Raw genomic sequence first — 22,085 nt, 5'->3', positions numbered from 1 at the left:
ACCCACTCGGCCTCCATGCGGCTCAGTTCAGGTGCCGTTGGCCGGGGCGCAAGCTCGTCATGATCTGCTGATGAGCTGCAACGGCTGTCTCGCGGAAGGACTGACGCATGGAGCTGCGCAGCGTCGAGGAGCTGATGGATCTGCTGCACTCCGGCCGGCACCAGCACGCGCTGAGAACCGCCGCGCTGCTGCGTCGCCGCCGCCCCGCCGACAAGGAGCTCCAGGTGGCCGGGCTGGTGCACGGCATCGGGCCGGTGCTGTGCCCGGGCGAGGAGACGGGCGGGCCGCTCAGCGCGGCCGAAGCGGTGCGCTCCCTGCTCGGGGAGCGGGTGTTCCGGCTGGTGCGCGGGGACGCGGACCCGGCCGACGACGATGTGCTGCGATTGCGCCAGGCCGACGAGGAGAGCCGTACGGCGATGTTCGACGCAGGCGTCCTGGAAGACTGGCGGACGGTGCTGGAGCTGGTGGCGGCCCGGCATTCCCGGCTCGGTGCCGTCGACTGACGCCGAAGGCATGTGCTCAGGGGGCTGACGGGCCGTCACGGAAACGCGCGCGCGGGGTGCCCGAGATCCGGGCGGCTACGCGCCGGCCCCGGAGGGCCCGCAGTCCCGCTGGGGTCTGCTGGTGGATGACAACCATGAAGAACGCGTCACCTGCGCACCGGTCACTCCGGCACGACCGTCCCCCCAGGGCAGGGACGGTCGCGCAGGCCACCGGATTCGGCGCCGGTCACCACTTGCCGGGCGCGTAGTCCTTCAGGAAGACGCCGTACAGGTCCTCGCCCGCCTCACCGCGCACGATCGGGTCGTAGACGCGGGCGGCGCCGTCGATCAGGTCGAGCGGGGCGTGGAAGCCGGCCTCGGCGAGGCGCAGCTTGTCGTAGTGCGGGCGCTCGTCGGTGATCCAGCCGGTGTCGACGGAGGTCATGAGGATGCCGTCCGAGTCGAACATCTCCTGGGCGCTGGTCCGCGTGACCATGTTCATGGCCGCCTTCGCGGCGTTGGTGTTGGGGTGCCCGGCGCCCTTGTAGCCGCGACTGAAGACGCCCTCCATCGCGGAGACGTTGACGACGTACGCGCGGCCGCTGGCGGCCTTCTTCGCAGCGTCCGCCATCGCCGGGCGCAGGGCGCTGATCAGGATGAACGGGGACGTGTAGTTGCACAGCTGGGTCTCCAGCAGCTCGACCGGCGAGATCTGGTCGATGGTCTGCACCCAGGTGTTGGTGTCGACGACGTCGGGGACGAGGCCGCCGGCGTCGATGGCGGTGCCCTCCAGGTGCCGGGCGACGCTGGCGTTGCCCGCGACGAGGGCGAGGTCGGCGACCTTCTGGGCGTCCAGGCCGCTGGTGCCGAGGGGGAGCGCGGCGATGCCGTCGACGGCGCCGGAGTTGAAGGCGCCGATGACGTGATGGGCGGGCAGTTCCCCGGCGGGCAGGGGCGCGCTCTCGCCCTCGACCAGGGCGGCGTACGCGGAGGGCAGACGGCGCACGGTCTGCGTCGCGTTGTTGATCAGGATGTCCAGCGGCCCCGCCCCGGCGACCTGCTCGGCCAGGGCCACGGACTGTGCCGGGTCGCGCAGGTCGATGCCGACGACCTCCAGCCGGTGCAGCCAGTCCGCCGAGTCGTCCATGGCCTTGAAACGGCGAATGGCGTCCTTCGGGAACCGGGTGGTGATGGTGGTGTGCGCGCCGTCGCGCAGCAGCCGCAGCGCGATGTACATGCCGATCTTGGCGCGGCCGCCGGTGAGCAGGGCGCGCTTGCCGGCGAGGTCGGCGCGGACGTCGCGCTTCACCCGGTTCGTTCGGGCACAGTCCGGACACAGCTGGTGGTAGAAGTAGTCGACCTCGACGTATCGGGTCTTGCAGGTGTAGCAGGAACGCGGGCGCTGGAGTATGCCCGCGATCTTGCCCTCCTCGACCTGGGAGCTGGGCAGCAGGCCCTCGGTCTCGTCGTCGATGCGCTCGGCGGAGCCGGTGGCGGTGGCCTCGGTGACGGCGCGGTCGTGCGCGGTCTTGGCGGCGCGGCGTTCCTGGCGGCGGCGCTGCTTGACCGTACGGTAGATGTGCGAGGTGGCCCGGCGGACCTTGATCGCGTCCGGGTGGTCGACCTCGATCCGGTCGAGTTCCTCCAGCACGCTGAGGCAGACGGCCAGCCGCTCCGGGTCGATACCGGGGCCGTAGACCACTTCCTCCGTGGCCATGGAGGCCATGGAGCCGTCCTCTGTCACCGTCATCGCGCTGCCGTTCCCTGATCACCCGCGCAGCGCTCCGACTCGCGCCCGCTGTCGAACGGGGAATCTTACGGAGCACACCGGCTCCCCGCCAAACCCACCCGCACCGGCGCCGAAGCCGGCCCGGCCCGACGCCCCTGTCACGGACCACCCCGTCCCACCGCCCCGACCGACCGAACCGGCACCGCCCACCTGCTCCCATGGCCGACGGCCGGAGATCCGGTCGGCTTACGGGTGACGGTGATCTGGTCGGCTCCCGCGTGAGCAGAGACACGGTTGCCAAGTCGGAGGGGGAGATCGGATCGGCTCGCACGTGGCCAGAAATCCGACCGGCTCCGGGGTCGGCGCAGATGTGGTGGCCATGCGGGGAGACGGAGAGCGGATTGCCTTGCGCCCCGCCAGAAATCCGATCAGCCCACGGATCGACACAGATGCGGTGGCCAAGCGGGGGGCGGACATCCGCATGGCCCGCGCGTGAGGGGAGATCCGGTTGGCTCCCGGGTCGGCGACGATGTGGTGGCCATGCGGGGAGAGGGAGATCGAGTTGGCTTGCGCGCGGCCAGAAATCCGATCAGCTCCCGGGTCGGCGCAGACGCGGTGGCTATGCGGGGAGAGGGAGAGCGAGTTGGCTTGCGCCCGGCCAGAAATCCGATCAGCCCACGGATCGACACAGATGCGGTGGCCAAGCGGGGGGCGGACATCCGCATGGCTTGCGCGTGACTGGTATCCGGTTGGCTCCCGGGTGAGCTGAGATCGCTTGCCATGCGGGTGAGCGGCGGCCCGGTCGGTTTGCGCGGCACCGGAGATCCGATCGGCCGCCAGGTGAGCGAAGGCCCGCTTGCCATGCGGGGGGGCGGAGAACCGGTGGGCCTGGGCCCGCAGCCGCAGGCGGTGGATCCGCCCCACCGGGGCCACCCGCACCCGGCGACGAAAGCCGCACGGGTGGTGCGGGTGGGAACCCCATGACGGCACGCGTCACCACGTCACGCGTCGCACGCCGCCAACAACGCCAACACCTCGGCCGACACCGCGTGGGCGAACCGGTCCAGGTCCGGCACGGCCTGCGCATCGGCGACCAGCCCGTAGTGCACACGGCCGCGATACGTCGAGATGGCCACCGCCAGCGACTGCCCCGGCGCGAGCGGCGCCAGCGGATACACCTCGTTCAGTTCGTGGCCGCCGAGCCGCAGCCCCAGCCCCGGCAGGGGCACGCTGGTGACCAGGATGTCGAACCACAGCCGGGCCGCCTGCCCGACGAGCGGCCCGCCGAGCCGGTGCCCGAGGGCCGGGACATGATCGGCGAGCAGCGCCACCGCACCCGCACCCCGGTTCGGCCCCGCGTCCTTGTTGCGGACCATCGCGGTGCGCACGGTGCCGAGCCGGCCGAGCGGATCCGGCTCGTCCACCGGGAGCCGTATCAGATAGCCGGAGAGCCGGTTGCCCTGTGGATGCGCGGTGCGCGGACGCCGCCGCGAGACGGGGATGAGGGCGCGGGGCGCCACGCCCTTCGTGCAGTCGCCGCGTTCCTCCAGCCAGCGGCGCAGCGCCCCGGCGACGACGGCGATCAGCACGTCGTTGACGGTGCCGCCGACGGTCTTGCGCACGCGGTGCACGTCGTCGATGTCGAAGACGACCCCGGCGGTGCTGCGGGTGCCGCTCGGGGCGGAGGTGAGCGCGGAGACGGGCCGCATGCCGAGGGTCGACCGGGCCAGGGAGGCGCCGATGTCCAGGGCCCGGCCCACGTCCGACAGCGCGCCCTTGACCAGGCCCGGGACGAGCCCCGGCAGCTTGCGCACGTCCGGCAGCAGCCCGCGCGGCGGCTCGATGACGCGGGGCGCCCGCTGCGGCAGGTCCACCGGGTCGAGGACGCCGGCGGCGAGCTTCAGCGCGCGCAGCCCGTCGGCGAGGGCGTGGTGGAACTTGAACAGCACGGCGAAGGACATCCCGTCCTCGCCGGGCAGCACATGCGCCTCCCACGGCGGCCGGCCGCGCTCCAGCGGCCGCTCCATGAGCCGGCCGGCGACCGCGTGGAAGTCGGAGGTCGGGGCGTGCAGCCGGACATGGTTCAGCGGGTCGAAGTCCGGGTCGGGTTCCCGGGCGGCGCTGCCGAACGCGAGCGGCTGCCACACGTCGCGGATGCGCAGGCGCAGCCCCGGTACGGCGGCGGCGCGGGCGGCGAGCAGGTCGGCCGCATGGGCGCCGGCCGTGGGCGAGTGCGCGCCGAAGACACCGAGCGCGCCGAGGTGCATCGGATGCCGGTCGGACTCGATGTTCCAGAACGCCAGGTCGAGGGGAGCGAGCAGGTCGGAAGTCAAGGGCGTGCCTCACGCGTCGACGACGGGTGGATCTGCAGTCACTCGCAGTCAATCTCTGTCAACCGATTACGGTCAAGTACGATCAGGCTACGCTCAGTTAACAGAAGATTAAGTCCCGCCCCTTCCGCAGGGGCGGGACCTAGGGATACGTGAGATCACTTCAGGACCGGCTGCGCCGCCCCGGGTGATGTACCCCACTCAGACGGGCGCGGGCCGACCGTGAACGCCAGCGAGCGCAGGGAGCGCAGCGCACCGGTCGTCAGATAGGTCTGCCCGTGCGGTGTTCCGTCGGTGCGGACGGTCTGGATGTAGCGGTCGGTGGCGGAGGTGCCCGGCGCGGCGACGGTCAGCCGGCCGCTCGGCCAGTACCGGCGGTCCAGGGTGAGGTCGACGCGGTCGAAGACCGGCGTGGACAGGCCCCAGGTGCCGTAGCCGGGCTGGATCGGGAACAGCCCGATGGACGACAGCACGTTCCAGGCGGACATCGTGCCCAGGTCGTCGTTGCCGGTGATGCCGGTGGGTCCGTCGGTGAACAGGGTCAGGGCGGCGTGCACCACGTCGGTGGTCTTCCACGGCTGACCGGTGGCCAGATAGGTGTAGGGCGCGATGAGGTCGGGCTCGTTCATGGGGTTGTACTTGTCGGCGTTGTAGTACGCGTACGCGTCGCCGTGCACCCACACCTCGCGGGCCGTCTTCCCGGGGTCGGCCAGCAGCCGGTCGTAGGCGAAGAAGGAGTCCAGCCGGTCGTTGGCCGCGCGCTCGCCGCCGATGAGCCGCACCATGCCGGGCACGTCCTGCGGCACGAGCCACTGGTACTGCCAGGCGGTGCCCTCGTGGAAGCCGGTGCCGCGCGCCGGGTCGGCGGAGCCGGTGAAGGCGCCGGAGGCGTCGCGGGCGCGGAAGAAGCCGGTCGTGGGATCGAAGATGTTCCGGTAGTTCTGTGCCCGGGCCGCATAGCGGGCGGCGTCGGCGTCATGGCCGAGGCCCCGCGCCATCTGGGCCAGCATGGCGTCGGCGAGCGCGTACTCCAGCGTGACGGAGGCTCCGTGGTGGTAGTCGGAGTCGCCCATCTTGGCGTACGGCCGGTCCTTGTCGAACGGGGCGAATCCGTGTGCGAGGTACTCGGCGTTGGCCTCCCGGCCGATGCCCGGATACGCGGGCGGGGGGACGCCGTCGGCGTTCTTCTTCAGTGCACGGTAGGCCCGCTCCTCGAAGCCCTTGAGCAGCCCCGTGTGGTAGGCCGTGGTCAGGAACGGGGTGACGGGGTCGCCGCTCATGATGTTCGTCTCGACCGGGCCGTACCCCCACTTGGGCAGCCACCCGCCGTCCTCGTCGACCGCGACGACCGAGCGGGCCATGTCCCGGGCCTCGCGCGGCGCGAGGAGCGCGAGGAGCTGGACCTGGGTGCGGTAGGTGTCCCACAGCGACCAGTTCTGGTAGTACGTGAAGCCCTCGGCGCGGTGGACACGGCGGTCCCAGCCGAAGTACCGGCCGTCGGCGTCGCTGCCGACGTTCGGCGCGAGGAAGGACCGGTACAACGAGGAGTAGAAGGTCCGCCGCAGCGTGCCGGTGCCGCCCTGGACGCGGACGGCGGCGAGCCGCCTCTCCCACTCCTCGCGGGCCCGCTCGCGCACGGCGTCGAAGGACCGGCCGGCCTCGGCGGCCAGGTTCCCGGCCGCGCCGCGCGCGTCCACGTACGACATGGCGGTGGTCGCCTCGACCGTACGGTCCTTGGTCGCATCGAAGCGGACGTAGGCGCCGCCGGGTCCGCTGCGGGAGCCCGGGGTGAGCGTCCGGCCGTCCCAGGTGCCGTACGCGGTGAAGGGCCGGCTGAAGCGGGTGATCGTGTGGACCGTGTAGGGCCCGGTGTCCCGGCAGAAGCCGTGCCCGGTGATCTCGGTGCGCACGGTGTGGTCGTCGAGGATCTCGACGGAGCTGGAGACCCCCTGGTGCAGCGACTGGGCCGCGTTCAGCAGGACGTTGGCCTTGTCGGTGGCGGGGAAGGTGTAGCGCTGCACGCCGGTGCGCTCGGTCGCGGTCAGCTCGGCACGGATGCCGGAGGAGAGACCGACCCGGTAGTAGCCGGGGCTCGCCGTCTCGTCCTGGTGGGAGAAGCCGGCCGCGTACCGGGTGTAGTCCGTCTCCGTGACGTCGCCGGTGGTGGGCAGCACGGGCAGGTCGCCGCCGATGCGGCAGCCGACGCCCGACAGATGGACCAGGGAGAAGCCGCGGATGCGGTTCTGTGTGTAGTCGTAGCCGGTGTTGTGCCCGGTGTCCGGGGAGAACTGCACCATGCCGAAGGGCACGGCCGCGCCGGGGAAGGTGTTGCCCTCGTCCTGGCTCCCGATGAACGGGTTGACCAGGTCGGTGAGGTGGCCGTCGGTCCGCTCGGCGGCCCGTGCGGCGGGGGTGGCGATCAGCGCGGACGCTGCCATCACCCCGGCCAGGCACAGCCGCGTGCGCCGGGTCCCTCTCATGTCGCATGACCTCCGCAGGTTCGACATCGATGTCTGAATCCTGAAGGTCGAACGACTCAGATCCGGGCAAGGTACGGCGATCGGTACGAACGCGTCGCGCCGGGCATCGGCCACACGGTGACGGTTCGTCAGAGCGTCAGCTCGAAGCCCACGTGGCTGCGGGCGAAGCCCGGCGCGGCGTGGAGCCGGTGCGCGTCCGCACGGCTGTGGGGCAGCGGACCTGCGCCGACCCTGACCCGGCGCCCTGGCGAAGCCGGTCACGGTCGGGCAGCGCCCCGCGGCACACGGGGCATGTCGATGTGCGGCTCCGCCGCGTGGGCGCGAACGGTCACGACGGACCCGCCGACGGCAGGCGGCCCGGCACGGCACTTCCCCGGAGCGCTGACGCGATTCAGGGCACCCGCTGCCCCTTCCCCAGGGCGATCACGCCGCCCTTGGACACGGTGTACAGCTCCGCGTCCCGCTCCGGATTGACGCCGATGGTGGCGCCGGGCGGGACCTCGACGTTCTTGTCCAGGACGGCGCCGCGCACCACCGCGCCCCGGCCTATGCGCACGTTGTCGTGCAGGACCGAGCCCTGGACGACCGCGCCGGGGTCGACCCGTACACCCGGGGAGAGGACCGACCGGGTGACCTGACCGCGAATGAGGCAGCCCGCGCTGATGATGGACTCGCTCGCGATGCCGCCCGCGTTGAAGCGGGCCGGGGACAGCTGGCCCGAGTGGGTGTAGATGGGCCACTGGCGGTTGTAGAGGTTGAACGCGGGCCGCTCGGCGATGAGGTCCATGTGCGCCTCGTAGTAGGCGTCCAGGGTGCCCACGTCCCGCCAGTAGCCCTGGTCGCGGGTGGTCTCGCCGGGCACGTGGTTGTCGTTGAAGTCGTACAGCTGGGCCTCGCCGCGCAGGGTGAGCTGGGGCAGGATCGAGCCGCCCATGTCGTGCACCGACTGCCCGTCCTCGGCGTCCCGTTGCAGCGCCTCCACGAGCGCCTTGGTGGTGAAGACGTAGTTGCCCATCGAGGCGAACACGGTCTCCGGATCGTCCGGCAGGCCCGGCGGATCGGCGGGCTTCTCCAGGAAGCGCTGCACCGAACGGCCGTCCGAGCCCGGCGTGATCACCCCGAAGGACGAGGACTCCACGCGCGGCACCCGGATGCCGGCCACCGTCACACCCGCGCCGCCCTCGATGTGCTGGGCGAGCATCTGCCGCGGGTCCATGCGGTAGACGTGGTCGGCGCCGAACACGGCCACGTACTCGGGCTGTTCGTCGTGGATCAGGTTCAGCGACTGCAGGATCGCGTCGGCGCTGCCCAGGTACCAGCGCGGGCCGAGCCGCTGCTGGGCCGGGACCGGGGTGACGTAGTTGCCGAGCAGGCTGGACATCCGCCAGGTGGTGGTGATGTGCCGGTCCAGCGAGTGCGACTTGTACTGGGTCAGCACACAGATGCGCAGCACGTCGGCGTTGACGAGGTTGGACAGGACGAAGTCGACGAGGCGGTAGGTGCCGCCGAAGGTGACGGCTGGTTTGGCGCGGTCGGCGGTCAGCGGCATCAGACGCTTTCCCTCGCCGCCCGCCAGTACGATCCCGAGTACGGAAGGCCCTCCACGACGCATGGCCGCTCCCCTCACCCCTGGTTGAACCATGGCTGCCCCGAGCGCACGGGACTAAGCCTGCTTGAGGATCTCCTCGTACAGCGCGGCCGTGCGCCGGGCCACCGCGTCCCAGCCGAACTCCCCTACCGCGCGCCCGCGTCCGGCCTCCCCCATCCGCCGGGCCGCCTCGGGGTCGCCGAGGACGGCGTCCAGGGCACCCGCGAGACGTGTCTCGAACTCCTCGTCCACGTCGACCAGCACGCCGGTACGGCCGTCGTCCACGACCTCCGGGATCCCCCCGACCCGGGAGGCCACGACCGGCGTGCCGCAGGCCATCGCCTCCAGGTTGACGATGCCGAGGGGTTCGTACACCGAGGGACAGACGAACACGGCGGCGCGCGTGAGAAGTTGGATCACCTCGGGGCGCGGCAGCATCTGCGGGATCCAGAACACGCCCGCGCGAATGCGGCTCAGCTCCTCGAACAGTTCCCGGAACTCCCGGTCGATCTCCGGGGTGTCGGGCGCGCCGGCGCACAGCACGACCTGGACGCCCGGGTCGATGTCCCGTACCGCGCGCAGCAGATGGGGAACGCCCTTCTGACGGGTGATCCGGCCGACGAACAGGACGTACGGGCGGGCGGGGTCGATGCCGTGCCGGGTGAGGGCGTCGGTGCCGTGGTCGGGGCGGTAGAGGTGGGTGTCGATGCCGTTGTGCACGATGTGCACGGTGGCCGGGTCGAGCGCCGGGTAGCAGGCGAGGATGTCCTCGCGCATGGCGCCGGACACGGCGATCACCGCGTCGGCGGCCTCGATCGCGGTGCGTTCGGCCCAGCTCGACAGCGCGTATCCGCCGCCCAGTTGCTCGGCCTTCCAGGGCCGCAGCGGCTCCAGCGAGTGGGCGGTGAGCACGTGCGGGACGCCGTACAGGAGCTTGGCGAAGTGGCCGGCGAGGTTCGCGTACCAGGTGTGGGAGTGGACGAGTTCGCGGCCTTCGAGCGCGGCGGCGATGGACAGGTCCACGGAGAAGGTGCGCAGCGCGTCGTTGGCGCCGTCGAGCGCGGACCAGGGGCGGTGGCGCACGACACCGACACCGCGGCCCTCGCCCCAGCAGTGCACCTCCAGGTCCACCAGTGAGGTCAACTCCCGGGCCAGGAACTCCACATGGACACCGGCGCCGCCGTACACGTCCGGGGGGTACTCCCGGGTCAGCAGTCCCACTCGCACCGGACAACCCCCTGGCATCGGCGGCAGGTTCCCTTCATGGTCACCCAGAAGCGGCCCCTGGGGAAGAGCGCGGCGGCCGGGTGAAGCAGCAGTCGCCGCAGACCCCGCCGCCGGGCACCCGGTAGTACAGGCAGCAGCTGCGGCGGCGGAAGGCGGTGCCGGCGCGGGTGCCGGTGGTGCGCAGGAGGGGGTGGTCGAAGAGTTCGCCGGTCAGGGCCCGGGCCCGGCCGGCCAGATCGGTACGGCCGTGCGCGCGGGCCCAGCGGTCCAGTTCGCGGGCCGCCCCGGCGAGCGCGGAGCCCGCGTTGCCCCACAGCAGTCCGGGCGCGCTGCCGTAGCCGGCGGTCACGGCCTCCGCCAGGGGCTCCAGGTGTCCGTGCAGCACGGCGGCGGCCAGGGTGGTGGCGTCGCCGGGCAGCGGGCGCAGCTCGGTCAGGTACAGGTCGTCGGGGGCGGAGGCGAGCGGGTCCCAGCGCAGCAGGCGCGGGTCGAGGTCGGGCAGCCGGCCGTAGCGGACGGCACAGCCGAGGGCCGTCGACCACAGCCGGGCGGCCAGGCCCTGTTGGGCGATGGAGGCGGCCACGCGTGGCTCGCGGGTGCGGAGCCGGTCCGCGACCACGGCCACCCGCGCCGCCAACGGGTCCGGCGTCACCCGCTCGTAGGTCTCGGCGAGGGTCGGCAGTGACCCGGGATCCGGTCCGCCGCCGGCTCCGGCCGGGCCCGGGACCGTACGCAGGACGAAGAAGCCGCCGAGCGGGCGGAGGGCGGCGAGAGCGGGGTCGAGGTCCACGACGAGTACTGCTACCAGGTGCCTTTCCCGGTCCTCGCACGGGGTCCCGTACGGGGTCTCGGCCTTCCGTCACCCGTCGCGAGGATGATCGCGCGGCTGGTGTACTCCATCGGCAGTAGGACCCATTGCGTGCTCAGGGACGACGACGGGAAGAGCGCGGCCGGGCAGAGTGTTGGCCATGGAAGCCGTGCGTACGTCGCGCCGGGCCCAGCGCCCCCGCCACCCGCAGAGGAGACGCCGATGAGCGCCCTCGCGCTGTCCGTGCTCCTGTCGTTCGCGTCCGCCCTCGCCTACGCGGCCGGTGCGATCGTGCAGGAGCAGGTGGCGATGTCCTCGCCCGGCAGCGCGTACCTGCCGCTGCGCCGGCCCGGCTGGTGGGGGTCGCTGGCCCTCAACGGTCTCGGCGGCGTGCTGCACGTGGTGGCGCTGGCCTACGGTCCGCTCAGCCTGGTCCAGCCGCTCGGTGCGCTGACCATCGTCTTCGCCCTGCCCATGGCGGCGCTGTTCGTCGGCCGCAGGGCCGGGGCGACCGCCTGGCGCGGCGCGGTGATGGCCACCGTGGGCCTCGCCGGTCTGCTGGCCCTTGTCGGTTCCTCCGACGGCCACTCCCTGGACACGGCCCAGCGGGTTGCGGTGGCCCTGGTCACCGGCGGCGCGGTCGTGGCGCTGATGTGCGCGGGCCGGGCCGCGCAGCGGCACCCGGCGGTGCGCAGCGTGCTGCTCGCCACCGCCTCCGGCATAGCGTTCGGCATGTCCTCGGTGTTCACCAAGACCGTCGCCGTCGACTGGACGCACGGCATCGACCTGGACGACCTGCCGTCCCTCGCGGTGATCGCCCTGTTCGCCGTCGCCGGCGTCCTGCTGTCCCAGGCCTCCTACCGGGGCGGCGGCCTCGCCGCGCCGCTGGCCACGCTCACCGTGGTCAATCCGGTGCTGGCGGCCGCCGTCGGCATCCTGATGTTCGGCGAGACGTTCCGCTACGGCGGCACGGGCGCCGCGCTCGCCGTGAGCTGCGGGGTGGTGGCGGCGGGCGGACTGATCATGCTGACGACCGAGCGGATCGGCCGCGCCGAGGCGCCCGCGCTGCCGGACGGCGGCCCCGAGTCGGTCTGCGCTGCGGTTTCGGTTGCCGTCTCCGCCGCCGGTGCGGGTGCTGGTGCTGGTGCCGCTGCCGCGCAGGGACTGACGGGCATGCCGCAGCAGCGCAGGGCGGCCGAGGCGGCGGTGGAGCGGGCCGAGCGCGACGGGCTTCCCGAGGGCGGTGGCGCCATGGACGCGCCGATGCTGCCGGGCCTGCTCGTGCCGGGGCCGGGCGGCGGCCTCGGCCCTGGGCGCGGTGCCGGTTTCGCACCGGCACCGGGCGCCGGCGGTGAGGGGGCCGACGGCGGCGCGCCGCCCGACGCCCGCGCGCTCCCCGCGTCGTGCATCGCCCTGTCCTCGGCCATCGGGTCACCGCTGCCGGTCCCGGACGGGCGCTGTACACGGGTCAGATCCTGACGCCTCCGGCCCGCAGATAGGCGAGCGGGTCGATGTCCGTACCGAAGCCGGGTCCGGTCCGCACCTCGAAGTGCAGGTGCGGACCCGTGACGTTCCCGGTGGCTCCGGAACGGCCGATGCGCCGGCCCGCGGCGACGTTCTGGCCGATCCGCACCGCGATGGCCGACAGGTGGCCGTACTGCGTGTAGCGGCCGTCGGCGTGCCGGATCACGACCTGGTAGCCGTACGAGCCGCCCCACCCCGCGGCCACCACCTGCCCGGCCTCCGCGGCCCGCACGGAGGTGCCGGTCGGCACGAGGAAGTCGACGCCGGTGTGGTAGCCCTTCGACCAGTGCGAGCCGGCCACGCGGTAGCCGGTGCCGATGGGCGCGTCGACCGGGGCGACGAGCGTACGGCCGGTGCTCTTGGTACTCGTGGTCCGATGGGGTGCGGTGCGGTGGGGTGCGGTCCGGTGCTCCGAAGGGTCCTTCTTCTTCGGGGACTTGGTGCCGGCGGCGGCCGCGCCGCGCAGGCCGATCCGCTGGCCCGGCAGGATCAGGTCGGGATCGGCGCCGATCGTCGCTCGGTTGGCGGCGTAGAGCGCGTGCCAGCCGCCGCGGACGTGGTGCTCGTCGGCGATCCCGGACAGGGTGTCGCCGTGCACCACCGTGTACATCTCGGCCCGGCCCGCGCGCGACTGCGGGGTGGTGTGCGCCTGTACGTCCTTCAGCGCGGCGTTCTTCGCGGGGCGCGTGGTGCTGCTGTCGGTGTGCACTCCGGGGTCCCCGTCCCCCCGGGTGAGCCCGGCCCGCACCGAGCAGACCGGCCAGGCGCCCGGCCCCTGCCCGTCGAGCACCTTCCCGGCGACGGCGATCTGCTGGTCCCTGGTCGCGAGGTCGGCGCGCGGGGCGTACCGGGTGCCGCCGTAGGCCTCCCAGGTGGACTGGGTGAACTGCAGCCCGCCGTAGTAGCCGTTGCCCGTGTTGATGCCCCAGTTGCCGCTGGACTCGCAGGCGGCGACCTTGTTCCAGGTGGAGGCGTCGGCCGCGTCGGCCGTGCCGGCGGCGACCAGCGGGATCGCGAGGCCGGCGCCGCCCGCCGTGACGGTGAGTGAGGCGCGGTTGATCCTGTTCGGCTGGTACCGGCGATGCCGGCCGCGTACGGCCATGTCCGAATTCCCCTCGGCATGCGTCAGGAGGGGGCAAAAGTAAGCGCCGCGAACAGGCCATGACAAGACGGAAAACCGGCCTCGCACACCGCCCAAGTGGCCGGGAACGGACCTTCGTTGACCGGATTCCCCGAAGGCTGAGGCTTCGGGTGGCCGCACCTCGTACTGAGGGCATGGCGGGTCGGATGTGCGCTCGCCGTGGCGGCACGTCAGGATGGGCGGGACCGGTACTGACGGAGCCGTAGTCATGAGGCAACCAGGGAGCAGGCGGTATGAGCACTTCAGCGCAGATCGGTGTCACGGGCCTCGCGGTCATGGGCCGCAACCTCGCCCGGAACTTCGCCCGCAACGGCTACACGGTCGCCGTGCACAACCGTACGGCGTCGCGCATGAAGGCGCTGGTGGAGGAGTTCGGGAACGAGGGCGACTTCATCGGGGCCGAGACCGCCGGGGAGTTCGTGGCGGCGCTGGAGCGCCCGCGCCGCCTGGTGATCATGGTGAAGGCGGGTGAGCCGACGGACGCGGTGATCCAGGAGTTCGCGCCGCTCCTCGAACCCGGCGACATGATCATCGACGGCGGCAACGCCCACTTCGCGGATACCCGGCGCCGGGAGCGGGAGCTGCGCGAGCGCGGCATCCACTTCGTCGGCACGGGCATCTCCGGCGGCGAGGAGGGCGCGCTGCACGGCCCGAGCATCATGCCGGGCGGCTCGACGGAGTCGTACGGCTCCCTCGGCCCGATGCTGGAGAAGATCTCCGCGAAGGCGGCGGACGGCGCGCCCTGTGTCACGCACTGCGGCCCCGACGGCGCCGGGCACTTCGTGAAGATGGTCCACAACGGCATCGAGTACGCCGACATGCAGCTGATCGGCGAGGCCTACCAGCTGCTGCGCGATGTCGCCGGGTACTCCCCCGCCGAGATCGCGGAGATCTTCCGTACGTGGAACACCGGCCGGCTCGACTCGTACCTGATCGAGATCACGGCGGAGGTGCTGTCGCACATGGACGCGGCGACGGGCAAGCCGTTCGTGGACGTGGTCGTGGACCAGGCCGAGCAGAAGGGCACGGGTCGCTGGACCGTGCAGATCGCGCTGGACCTGGGCGTGCCGGTGTCCGGCATCGCCGAGGCCGTCTTCGCGCGCTCGCTGTCCGGTCACGCGGGGCTCCGCGAGGCCTCCCAGGGGCTGGCGGGCCCGACGGCGGTGCCGCTGGGCAAGGAGGAGGCGGCCGCCTTCGCGGACCGGGTGGAGCAGGCCCTGTACGCGTCCAAGATCGTGTCGTACACGCAGGGCTTCCACGAGATCGCCGCGGGCAGCGAGGAGTACGGCTGGGACATCGACCTCGGCGCGGTGGCCTCGATCTGGCGGGGCGGCTGCATCATCCGGGCCGCGTTCCTGGACCGGATCCGCGCCGCGTACGACGCCCGCGCCGATCTGCCGAGCCTGCTGTCGGACGAGACCTTCGCGCGCGAGATCGCCGAAGCCCAGGACGACTGGCGTGAGGTGCTGATCGCCGCGACGCGACAGGGCGTGCCGACGCCGGGCTTCGCGGCGGCGCTGGCGTACTACGACGCGCTGCGGGCGCGTCGCCTGCCGGCGGCTTTGACCCAGGGGCAGCGGGACTTCTTCGGGGCGCACACGTATCGGAGGGTGGACCGGGAGGGGTCGTTCCACACGTTGTGGGGTGGGGATCGGTCGGAGGTGTCCGCCTGAGGCGGTCGGTGTCGGGGTGTCCGCCTGAGGGGTGGGGGAACTTCGCGGCCGGCGTGTGGGGGTTCGTCGTGGCTGGTCGCGCAGTTCCCCGCGCCCCTGAAGACCCGGCGCTCCGCGCCCGGCTTTTCACGTCAGTGGTGGACCGGGCTCGGGGTTGGGTACCGGCTCCGGGCCCGGCGGGATGGGAGACGGTGAGGGCTCCGGGGGCCCGGGGGCCGGGGGCGCCGGGGGTGGGGTCGGGTCGGGGCCCGGTGGGGGTGGGGCGGGCTGGGGGCCCGGCTCGGGCGGTGGGACGGGGCTCGGGTAGGGGTCCGGTGGCCTGGGGCCTGGACCCGGGGTCGGGCCCGGGGGAACCGGGTCGGGATGCGGGTTCGTCATGGCGTCCTCCGGGCAGTCGCTGAACGTCGCCTCTGGACTACTCCCCCGCCTACCCGACCCCCGTGCGGCCACTCACCCGACAGGACGAGCGCCGCCCGCTCCGGGCGCTCCGGTCGCTCGGTCAGGCGCGGACGGCCTGCGGGCTGCGCCGCTGGTCCGAACCGCGCACCGGCTCGGAGGGGTCGGCGCCGAGGGAGACGATCCGGTTGCCCGCGTCGACGTGCACGACCCGCGGCGTCAGCTCCCGCGCCTCGACGTCGGTGACCTGGGCGTAGCTGATGATGATCACCAGGTCTCCGGGATGCACGAGATGGGCGGCCGCCCCGTTGATCCCGATCACCCCGGAGCCGCGCTCGCCCTCGATGACGTACGTCTCCAGCCGGGCGCCGTTGGTGATGTCGACGATGTGCACGAGCTCGCCCGGCAGCAGGTCGGCGGCGTCGAGCAGGTCGGCGTCGATGGTCACCGATCCCACGTAGTGCAGGTCGGCCTGGGTGACGGTGGCCCGGTGGATCTTGGACTTGAACATGGTACGAAGCACGGAGAAACTCCCGGTTTGTCTGCTCCCTGCCCGCTTTTTGCAGGTCAAGGGCGGTCTTCGGAGCGTACAACGATTCGCATGTTCGGTCAGCTGTCCCCGGGTGTTTCAGGACTCACACCGACCCGTTGCTGACTTTCCCGACGGAGCATCAGATCGACGTCAAGGCCGCCCCAGTCCCTCATTCCCTGCGCCGATGAGCCGCGAAGCCCTCCTGGCGGCGGCCAAGTCGTCTGCCTGGGATGGGAGGTCTGACAGCCCGCCGAGGGTACACAGGCGCAGCGGCAGGCTGTCGATGAACGGCAAGCTGCTGTTCAAGGGCCGGGTGGAGAGCTACCGTTCCGCATTCCGATGCAGCAAGCCTTCGAGATGGAGCGCGCCGAGGGCGAACGTCACGTCGCGGGTGACGGGGCGACGGCGGTACAACCCGGCATCCTGGTCAGCCGTGGTGTCCAGACCGGTGTGCCCGCGGCGGTCCGCGGCACGCAGACCGTCCCTTGGCGCGCGTAGGACTCCACCGTCGCTTCGACTGCCGTATCCGTCATCGCCCACTGCGTCTGCGCGTCGCAGACCTTGCCCGCCGAGTCCCACATCCGCGCGGGCGGCGCCTTGAACACCGTACGGCCACTGTCACGGATGGTCTTCTTTTCCTCCGTCGTCGGCCGGCTCGGCCTCGCCGGCGAGCCGACCGCTGGGTGAGATCGACGCGCGCCGTCACCGAGCCGTCGGCGCGCGACAAGGCATCGGGTCTGCCTGCCCAGCGAATGCCCAGGCGGGCAGGACCGATTCGAGAACCTCGACCCTGCTTTTCCCGAGCTCGATCGGTGCGGCGGAGGCACAACGCCGCAGCGCGGTCGACTGCCGGCCAGTCCTCAGGCCGCATCCCTCGGCGGCGCCATGGAGACCGCCGCCAAGGCGATGGCGAGGGAGCCGGCGCCTTTGCCGAGAAGCGCGGCAGTAGCCACCGGCGAAAGACTTCCGCAGGTGGACCGCATTCGGCATCAGCCGACTGGTGCCACGTGAAGCCCTTGGCCAGGCCGCCGGAAACGATCGCGGGCGACCCGCGAACGACCAGGCAGGCTGCCGGGGCACGGCTTCCTGGCCAGTCACTGCTCGCGCCTGGTCGTTTCAGACGAGCGCCGGTGCGGGAGCGGGCAGGTAGGGGGTGATGTTGCGCCACGCGCGCTCGATGTATTCCTCCTTCTCGCCGACCGGGGCGACATAGTGCAGTGCGCTTTCGGCGGCGTCGTTGCCCTTGAGGCGGGCGATGATCCAGGCGGCGAGGTAGTGCGAGGCGAGGCAGCCGCCGGCGGTGGCGATGTTGTTCTTGGCGTAGAAGGGCTGGTTGAGCACCTCGACGCCGGCGGCGATGACCCAGGGCTTGGTGGTCAGGTCGGTGCAGGCGGGGATGTCGTTCAGCAGGCCGAGCTTGGCCAGCACGAGCGCGCCGGAGCACTGCGCGGCGATGAGTTGGCGCGAGGGGTCCAGGCCGCGCAGGATGTTCACGATCGCCTGGTCTTCGACGACCTCGCGGGTAGCGATGCCACTGCCGACGATGACGGCGTCAGCGGCGCACGCCTCCTCAAGAGTGGACATCTGCTCGATGGTCACCCCGTTCATCGACGTCACCTTGGGGCTGGGGGTGGCGATGGTGACGCGCCAGCCGTCGGTCTTGACGCGGTTGAGTACACCGAGCGCGATCAGGGAGTCCAGCTCGTTGTAGCCCTCGAAGGTGAGGATGGCGATGTGCACGGCGGCTGTCCTTCCGGATGAGTGGGTCTTGACGGTAAGGACCCACGAACGGGACAGTCAAAGAATTGTCATGGATACAATCCGGTGCATGGCAGCCTCGCGGTACAAAATCCTGGTCGACGCGCTGGCGTCCGACATCCGGACAGGCCGGCTCGCCGCAGGCGTGCGGCTGCCGACACACCGCGGGCTCGCCGCCCGCGAGGGCATCGCCGTGGTGACCGCGACCCGGGTGTACGCCGAGCTGGAAGCGATGGGCTTGGTAAGCCGGGAACAGGGCCGCGGCACATTCGTGCGTGACATCGCGGTTCCCGCCGGTCACGGCATCGATCAGCAAGTCGTCGCCACGGATGCGGTCGACCTCAACTTCAACTATCCGTCGCTGCCCGACCAAGCCGATCTCCTACGGCAGGCTCTGCGCGAGGTGGCCACCTCTGGTGAACTCGACTCGCTGCTGCGCTACCAGCCACATCGAGGGCGCCCACAGGACAGAGCCTCGATCGCACGGCACCTGAGGCGTCGGGGAATCACTCCTGACGCGGATCAGATCCTCATCGTCAACGGTGCGCAGCACGGCCTGGCCATCACCGTCATGGCCGCGCTCAACGCCGGCGACGTCGTCGCGGTCGACGCACTCACCTACCCGGGTTTCAAGGTGCTCGCGCATGCCTTTCATCTCGACCTGGAGCCCATACCCACAACCACCGACGGGCCGGATCTCGATGCCCTCGAGAAGCTGTGCGCGACCCGCCCTGTGCGCGCGATCTACACCATGCCGACCTTGCACAATCCTCTGGGGTGGGTCATGTCGGCGACCGACCGCACCCGTCTGATCGAGATCGCTCGGCAGCACGGTCCGCTCATCATCGAAGACGCCGCATACGCCTACCTGGTCGAGGACCCTCCACCGCCGCTGGCCGCAGGTGCACCGGACATCACCGTCTACGTCTCGGGACTGTCCAAGAACGTCGCGACCGGCCTCCGGGTCGGCTTCGTCGTCGCCCCGCCGTCCAGGGTGCCGTCGCTCGAACGCGCGATTCGGGCAACCACCTGGAACACCCCGGCCCTCACCACCGCGATCGCCTGCCGCTGGCTCGAGGACGGCACGGTGGACCGCTTGGAAGCGCAGAAACGCGACGACGCCAAGGCCCGCCAAGCACTCGCCAGACAAGAACTGGCAGGCCTACCACTCACCAGCCACCCCTCGTCCTACTTCACATGGCTGACGCTGCCCGACGACGCACGCGCCGATCGCCTGACCGCCACCCTCGCGCGTCAGCACATCTCCGTGAGCACGGCGGAGCCCTTCACCACCTCGAAGCACACACCACAGGCGCTCCGCCTCGCTCTCGGCTCGACCGATCTGGACAATCTCCAGTCGACGCTGCGCACGGTGCGGCGAGTCGCTGTCGAGGACGCCTACGCCTGAACTCCACTCGGCCGACCGATTCCCTCCCGCACTGCCCCTCTGTCCGGCGGCCGTCGGTTCGGCCGCGGTGGTGGCAGACGCGGCGGTGTTCCACACCGAATCACCCAGGCCGGCGCTCAGGCCCGGCGGCGTCGTGGCCCGGTGCTGTGGCAGCGAGGTGGGTTCGGTGTTGAGCTGAGCGTGCCCAGGGGCACCGCCACAGCTGGCGTGCATGTGGCCGAGCGGCGCCATCGGTACGGATTCAATGACCGCCAGCAACTTCTCTTGCATGTTCTATGGCATACACCTTAAGTTACTGATAGGTAGACCGTTTGGTGGGCCGTATGGCCATGGGGAAGCTGGTGAGCGGATGAGCCCGCGCAAGAGTGAAAGCCGTGACCGGATGGTCCTCAGTGCTGCAGCTCTGCTGCGTGAATACGGTGCGAGCGCGACCAGCATCGACCGGGTGCTCGCCCACAGCGGAGCTCCTCGGGGCTCGGTGTATCACCACTTCCCCGGCGGGCGGGCGCAGCTCATCGAGGAGGCGTTGGCACTGGCGGGGGACTTCCTCACGGGGCTGATCGACACCGCGATGCAGGTGGATGACCCGGTGGCGGCCGTCGACGCGTTCTTCCGGCTGTGGCGTGACCGGCTCGTGGAGAGCGGCTTCCGGGCCGGCTGCCCGATCGTGGCGGTGGCCGTGGAGACCAACGACGATGCACCCCAGCTTGCCCGCTCCGCCGCCGCCGTCTTCACCCGCTGGCAGGAGGACCTCACGGCCTTTCTCGTCCGGCACGGCCTGACCGAGGAACGCAGCCGCCGGCTCGGTACCTTCATGATCGCCGCCGTCGAAGGCGCGGTGATCATGTGCCGGGCCGAACGGAGCACCGCCCCGATCGAGGCAGCTGCCGCCGAGATCCACGACCTGCTCCTCCACGCCCTACGCGACCGCCCCGGTGCCGAATCCGGTCCCCGGCCGTAGCCCGCAGTCGCTTGTCCGAGTCAGCTCAGCCCGAAGGAGTCGCCATGCCCTCACTCGACCGTCAGGACAACGTCTTCGTCCTCGACCTGGGAGACGGAGAGAACCGCTTCCACCCCGACTGGCTCACCGCCGTCAGCGCCGCCCTCGACGAGGTGGAGAAGGCGGAAGGCCCTCGCGCCCTGGTCACCGCCGCCACCGGCAAGTTCTACTCCAACGGGCTCGACCTGGACTGGCTGTCCGCCCACACCGACCACTACCAGGACTACGTCGTCACCGTCCATGAGCTGTTCGCGCGGATGCTGTCGCTGCCGGTCATCACGGTGGCCGCGCTGCAGGGGCACACCTTCGCCGCCGGCGCGATGTTCTCCCTCGCTCACGACTTCCGCGTCATGCGCGCCGACCGCGGCTACTGGTGCCTGCCCGAAGCGGACATCAACATCCCCTTCACCCCCGGCATGGCCGCCCTCATCCAATCCCGGCTGGCGCCGCAGACCGCGCACGAGGCCATGATCACCGCCCGCCGCTACGGCGGCGCCGACGCCGCGGCCACCGGCATCGTCGACCAGGCTGTCACCGAGGAAGCCGTGCGCTCCACCGCGATCGAGATCGCCCAGGCACAGGTGAACAAGGCCGGCGACACCCTCGGCACCATCAAGGCCCGCATGTACGCACCGGCTCTGGCCACCCTGCGCGACACCACCAACCCGCTCGGCTGACCAGCACCTCACCGACCGCACCAAGCCGTGCCTCGGGCGCCGTCCCCCGGGGGCACGGGCTGCCCAACTGCCCACCGCATCAGGGCGTTCACCGCAAACACCATCTTCCACGACAACACCTGGCGCGAGCGCGGCCAACAGGACGCCCTGCGCGTCAGCCCGCACGCCGCCGAACAGCTGAGCCTGTCCGACGGCGCCCTCGCCCAGAGCACCGCGTCGCGCGGCACCGCCGAGGCGGTGGTCGAGAGCGGCGACCGCCTGCAGCCCGGGCACGCGGCCCTGCCGAACGGCTTCGGCCTCGACCTGCCCACCCACGACGGCGGCACCGAACGCACCGGCGTCGCCCTGAACACCCTCACTGACCTCGCCTGGCGCGACCCCATCGCCGGAACCCCCTGGCACAAGCACGTTCCCGCCCTTGTCCAGCCCCTCCCCGCCTGATGAACACCCCGCCCCTCGGGGCGGTACCACCAGCACCACGCAAGGAGAACGACCCGTGACCACCACCGACCTCACCGCCATGACCGGCCTGGAACTGATGCGCTGGGTGCAGACCGAACGCCCCACTGACATCCCCTCCATCGGCCGCCTGCTCGGCATGCGCTTCGACGAGGTCGCCCACGGCCGCGTCGTCATCTCCCTAGACACCCGCCCCGACTTCGCCAACCCTCTCGGCACCGTCCACGGCGGCATCGCCGCCACCCTCCTCGACTCCGCCATGGGCTGTGCCGTCCACACCACCCTCCCCGCCGGCACCGGCTACACCACCCTCGAACTCAAGGTCAACTACATCCGCGCCGCCCGCACCGACGGCCAGACCCTCACCGCCGAGGGCACCGTCATCCACGCCGGCCGCCGTACGGCGACCGCCGAAGGCAAGGTGCTCGACGACCAGGGCAAACTGATCGCCCACGCCACCACCACCTGCATGATTCTTTAGGTCGCTCGCCGAGGTCGGCTTCACCTGCCGTGAAGGTCACGTTCCGCGTGGGCCGTCGGCGGAGGTCGGTGTCGTCGCGGCCGGCCCCGAGCAACGCGTCGTAGGCGTCGAAGCAGATCTCGGCCAACGCCACGACCAGCTTCTCCCTGTTCGCGAAGTAGTGCGTCGTTCGCGAAGTAGTACGTCACCGCCCCTGTCGTGCACCCGGCGCGCTGTGCCACCTTGCGCAGCGACGCGTTGGCATAACCCTCCTGCGCGATCACCGAGGCAGCCGCATTCACCAACTCGGCTCGCTTCGCCGCATGGTCACCGGTCGGACGGCCACGCCGCACGACCGGTTCCGTGCCGGCCTGACCGACGCCCACCTCGTGCCCGGGTCGGATCGGCTTCAT

General features: G+C 71.5%; 19 protein-coding genes. 9 read left to right on the top strand and 10 right to left on the bottom strand.

Features of this window, described 5'->3' with window-relative positions; all coding sequences use genetic code 11:
* Positions 1-107 precede the first annotated feature (107 nt).
* Complete coding sequence (locus SRB17_RS09300) at positions 108-503, top strand: hypothetical protein (RefSeq protein WP_153536668.1); 396 nt, start codon at positions 108-110, stop codon at positions 501-503.
* A 226-nt stretch (positions 504-729) separates the two neighbouring features.
* Here SRB17_RS09300 and SRB17_RS09295 read toward each other — a convergent pair whose 3' ends face one another.
* The 6 genes from SRB17_RS09295 to SRB17_RS09270 form a co-directional block, all read right to left on the bottom strand.
* The gene (locus SRB17_RS09295; protein WP_153536666.1) at positions 730-2,232 is read right to left on the bottom strand and encodes an SDR family NAD(P)-dependent oxidoreductase; all 1,503 of its coding nucleotides are present in this window, start codon (positions 2,230-2,232) and stop codon (positions 730-732) included.
* Positions 2,233-3,212: 980 nt separating this feature from the next.
* Positions 3,213-4,544 carry a wax ester/triacylglycerol synthase family O-acyltransferase gene (locus SRB17_RS09290; protein WP_153536664.1) on the bottom strand — a complete coding sequence of 444 codons (1,332 nt, stop codon included), beginning with the start codon at positions 4,542-4,544 and terminating at the stop codon, positions 3,213-3,215.
* 155 nt (positions 4,545-4,699) lie between these two features.
* The gene (locus tag SRB17_RS09285) at positions 4,700-7,021 is read right to left on the bottom strand and encodes a GH92 family glycosyl hydrolase (protein ID WP_153536662.1); all 2,322 of its coding nucleotides are present in this window, start codon (positions 7,019-7,021) and stop codon (positions 4,700-4,702) included.
* Between the two features lie 391 nt (positions 7,022-7,412).
* On the bottom strand, positions 7,413-8,633 hold the full coding sequence (gene glgC / locus SRB17_RS09280) for a glucose-1-phosphate adenylyltransferase (RefSeq protein ID WP_153536660.1): 1,221 nt from the start codon (positions 8,631-8,633) through the stop codon (positions 7,413-7,415).
* 51 nt (positions 8,634-8,684) lie between these two features.
* Entirely contained in the window at positions 8,685-9,836 is a 1,152-nt protein-coding gene (glgA, locus tag SRB17_RS09275) for a glycogen synthase (protein ID WP_323375218.1), read from the bottom strand.
* A gap of 40 nt (positions 9,837-9,876) precedes the next feature.
* The gene (locus tag SRB17_RS09270) at positions 9,877-10,626 is read right to left on the bottom strand and encodes a (2Fe-2S)-binding protein (RefSeq protein ID WP_323375217.1); all 750 of its coding nucleotides are present in this window, start codon (positions 10,624-10,626) and stop codon (positions 9,877-9,879) included.
* A gap of 240 nt (positions 10,627-10,866) precedes the next feature.
* On the opposite strand from SRB17_RS09270, the gene SRB17_RS09265 reads away from it, so the two are divergent.
* A complete protein-coding gene (locus SRB17_RS09265; RefSeq protein ID WP_153536654.1) occupies positions 10,867-12,123 on the top strand; it encodes a DMT family transporter in 1,257 nt (418 codons plus the stop codon).
* Here the strand turns inward: SRB17_RS09265 and SRB17_RS09260 are convergent.
* Positions 12,113-13,270: a transglycosylase family protein gene (locus tag SRB17_RS09260; protein WP_153536652.1), complete on the bottom strand. Its 1,158-nt coding sequence runs from the start codon at positions 13,268-13,270 to the stop codon at positions 12,113-12,115. The genes SRB17_RS09265 and SRB17_RS09260 overlap by 11 nt on opposite strands.
* A 272-nt stretch (positions 13,271-13,542) precedes the next feature.
* On the opposite strand from SRB17_RS09260, the gene gndA reads away from it, so the two are divergent.
* Positions 13,543-14,982, top strand: coding sequence for an NADP-dependent phosphogluconate dehydrogenase (gndA, locus tag SRB17_RS09255; protein ID WP_153536650.1), 1,440 nt, complete (start codon positions 13,543-13,545; stop codon positions 14,980-14,982).
* A 499-nt stretch (positions 14,983-15,481) separates the two neighbouring features.
* Here gndA and panD read toward each other — a convergent pair whose 3' ends face one another.
* The gene (panD, locus tag SRB17_RS09250; protein WP_323375216.1) at positions 15,482-15,901 is read right to left on the bottom strand and encodes an aspartate 1-decarboxylase; all 420 of its coding nucleotides are present in this window, start codon (positions 15,899-15,901) and stop codon (positions 15,482-15,484) included.
* 348 nt (positions 15,902-16,249) lie between these two features.
* Here panD and SRB17_RS09245 point away from each other — a divergent pair, with 348 nt between their 5' ends.
* Positions 16,250-16,408, top strand: coding sequence for a hypothetical protein (locus SRB17_RS09245; protein WP_153536648.1), 159 nt, complete (start codon positions 16,250-16,252; stop codon positions 16,406-16,408).
* 618 nt (positions 16,409-17,026) lie between these two features.
* Here SRB17_RS09245 and SRB17_RS09240 read toward each other — a convergent pair.
* Complete coding sequence (locus SRB17_RS09240) at positions 17,027-17,650, bottom strand: DJ-1/PfpI family protein (protein WP_323375215.1); 624 nt, start codon at positions 17,648-17,650, stop codon at positions 17,027-17,029.
* An 88-nt stretch (positions 17,651-17,738) separates the two neighbouring features.
* Between SRB17_RS09240 and SRB17_RS09235 the strand changes: the two genes are divergently transcribed.
* The 5 genes from SRB17_RS09235 (at position 17,739) to SRB17_RS09215 (ending at position 21,693) form a co-directional block, all read left to right on the top strand.
* Positions 17,739-19,076 carry a PLP-dependent aminotransferase family protein gene (locus SRB17_RS09235; protein WP_153536644.1) on the top strand — a complete coding sequence of 446 codons (1,338 nt, stop codon included), beginning with the start codon at positions 17,739-17,741 and terminating at the stop codon, positions 19,074-19,076.
* A 244-nt stretch (positions 19,077-19,320) separates the two neighbouring features.
* The gene (locus SRB17_RS09230; protein ID WP_228395934.1) at positions 19,321-20,037 is read left to right on the top strand and encodes a TetR/AcrR family transcriptional regulator; all 717 of its coding nucleotides are present in this window, start codon (positions 19,321-19,323) and stop codon (positions 20,035-20,037) included.
* Between the two features lie 44 nt (positions 20,038-20,081).
* Positions 20,082-20,753 (top strand): enoyl-CoA hydratase-related protein, encoded by a 672-nt coding sequence (locus tag SRB17_RS09225; protein WP_073898657.1) that lies wholly within the window; start codon positions 20,082-20,084, stop codon positions 20,751-20,753.
* Between the two features lie 27 nt (positions 20,754-20,780).
* The gene (locus SRB17_RS09220) at positions 20,781-21,194 is read left to right on the top strand and encodes a molybdopterin dinucleotide binding domain-containing protein (protein WP_323375214.1); all 414 of its coding nucleotides are present in this window, start codon (positions 20,781-20,783) and stop codon (positions 21,192-21,194) included.
* 55 nt (positions 21,195-21,249) lie between these two features.
* Complete coding sequence (locus SRB17_RS09215; protein WP_323375213.1) at positions 21,250-21,693, top strand: PaaI family thioesterase; 444 nt, start codon at positions 21,250-21,252, stop codon at positions 21,691-21,693.
* 20 nt (positions 21,694-21,713) lie between these two features.
* Here the strand turns inward: SRB17_RS09215 and SRB17_RS09210 are convergent, their stop codons facing one another.
* Positions 21,714-22,085: a helix-turn-helix domain-containing protein gene (locus tag SRB17_RS09210; RefSeq protein ID WP_228395933.1), complete on the bottom strand. Its 372-nt coding sequence runs from the start codon at positions 22,083-22,085 to the stop codon at positions 21,714-21,716.

This window comes from Streptomyces sp. RB17, from assembly GCF_009604455.1.
Lineage (GTDB): Bacteria > Actinomycetota > Actinomycetes > Streptomycetales > Streptomycetaceae > Streptomyces.
This window is presented reverse-complemented; position numbering and strand designations above follow the sequence as displayed.

What these genes read in the sequence shown, in the direction of transcription:
- gndA (WP_153536650.1), top strand. Translation starts at nt 13,543, where the DNA reads ATGAGCACTTCAGCGCAGATCGGTGTCACGGGCCTCGCGGTCATGGGC.
- SRB17_RS09210 (WP_228395933.1), bottom strand. Translation starts at nt 22,085, where the DNA reads ATGAAGCCGATCCGACCCGGGCACGAGGTGGGCGTCGGTCAGGCCGGC.
- glgC (WP_153536660.1), bottom strand. Translation starts at nt 8,633, where the DNA reads ATGCGTCGTGGAGGGCCTTCCGTACTCGGGATCGTACTGGCGGGCGGC.
- SRB17_RS09260 (WP_153536652.1), bottom strand. Translation starts at nt 13,270, where the DNA reads ATGGCCGTACGCGGCCGGCATCGCCGGTACCAGCCGAACAGGATCAAC.
- SRB17_RS09235 (WP_153536644.1), top strand. Translation starts at nt 17,739, where the DNA reads ATGGCAGCCTCGCGGTACAAAATCCTGGTCGACGCGCTGGCGTCCGAC.
- SRB17_RS09225 (WP_073898657.1), top strand. Translation starts at nt 20,082, where the DNA reads ATGCCCTCACTCGACCGTCAGGACAACGTCTTCGTCCTCGACCTGGGA.
- SRB17_RS09245 (WP_153536648.1), top strand. Translation starts at nt 16,250, where the DNA reads ATGCAGCAAGCCTTCGAGATGGAGCGCGCCGAGGGCGAACGTCACGTC.
- SRB17_RS09265 (WP_153536654.1), top strand. Translation starts at nt 10,867, where the DNA reads ATGAGCGCCCTCGCGCTGTCCGTGCTCCTGTCGTTCGCGTCCGCCCTC.
- SRB17_RS09300 (WP_153536668.1), top strand. Translation starts at nt 108, where the DNA reads ATGGAGCTGCGCAGCGTCGAGGAGCTGATGGATCTGCTGCACTCCGGC.
- SRB17_RS09285 (WP_153536662.1), bottom strand. Translation starts at nt 7,021, where the DNA reads ATGAGAGGGACCCGGCGCACGCGGCTGTGCCTGGCCGGGGTGATGGCA.
- SRB17_RS09295 (WP_153536666.1), bottom strand. Translation starts at nt 2,232, where the DNA reads ATGACGGTGACAGAGGACGGCTCCATGGCCTCCATGGCCACGGAGGAA.
- SRB17_RS09230 (WP_228395934.1), top strand. Translation starts at nt 19,321, where the DNA reads ATGACCGCCAGCAACTTCTCTTGCATGTTCTATGGCATACACCTTAAG.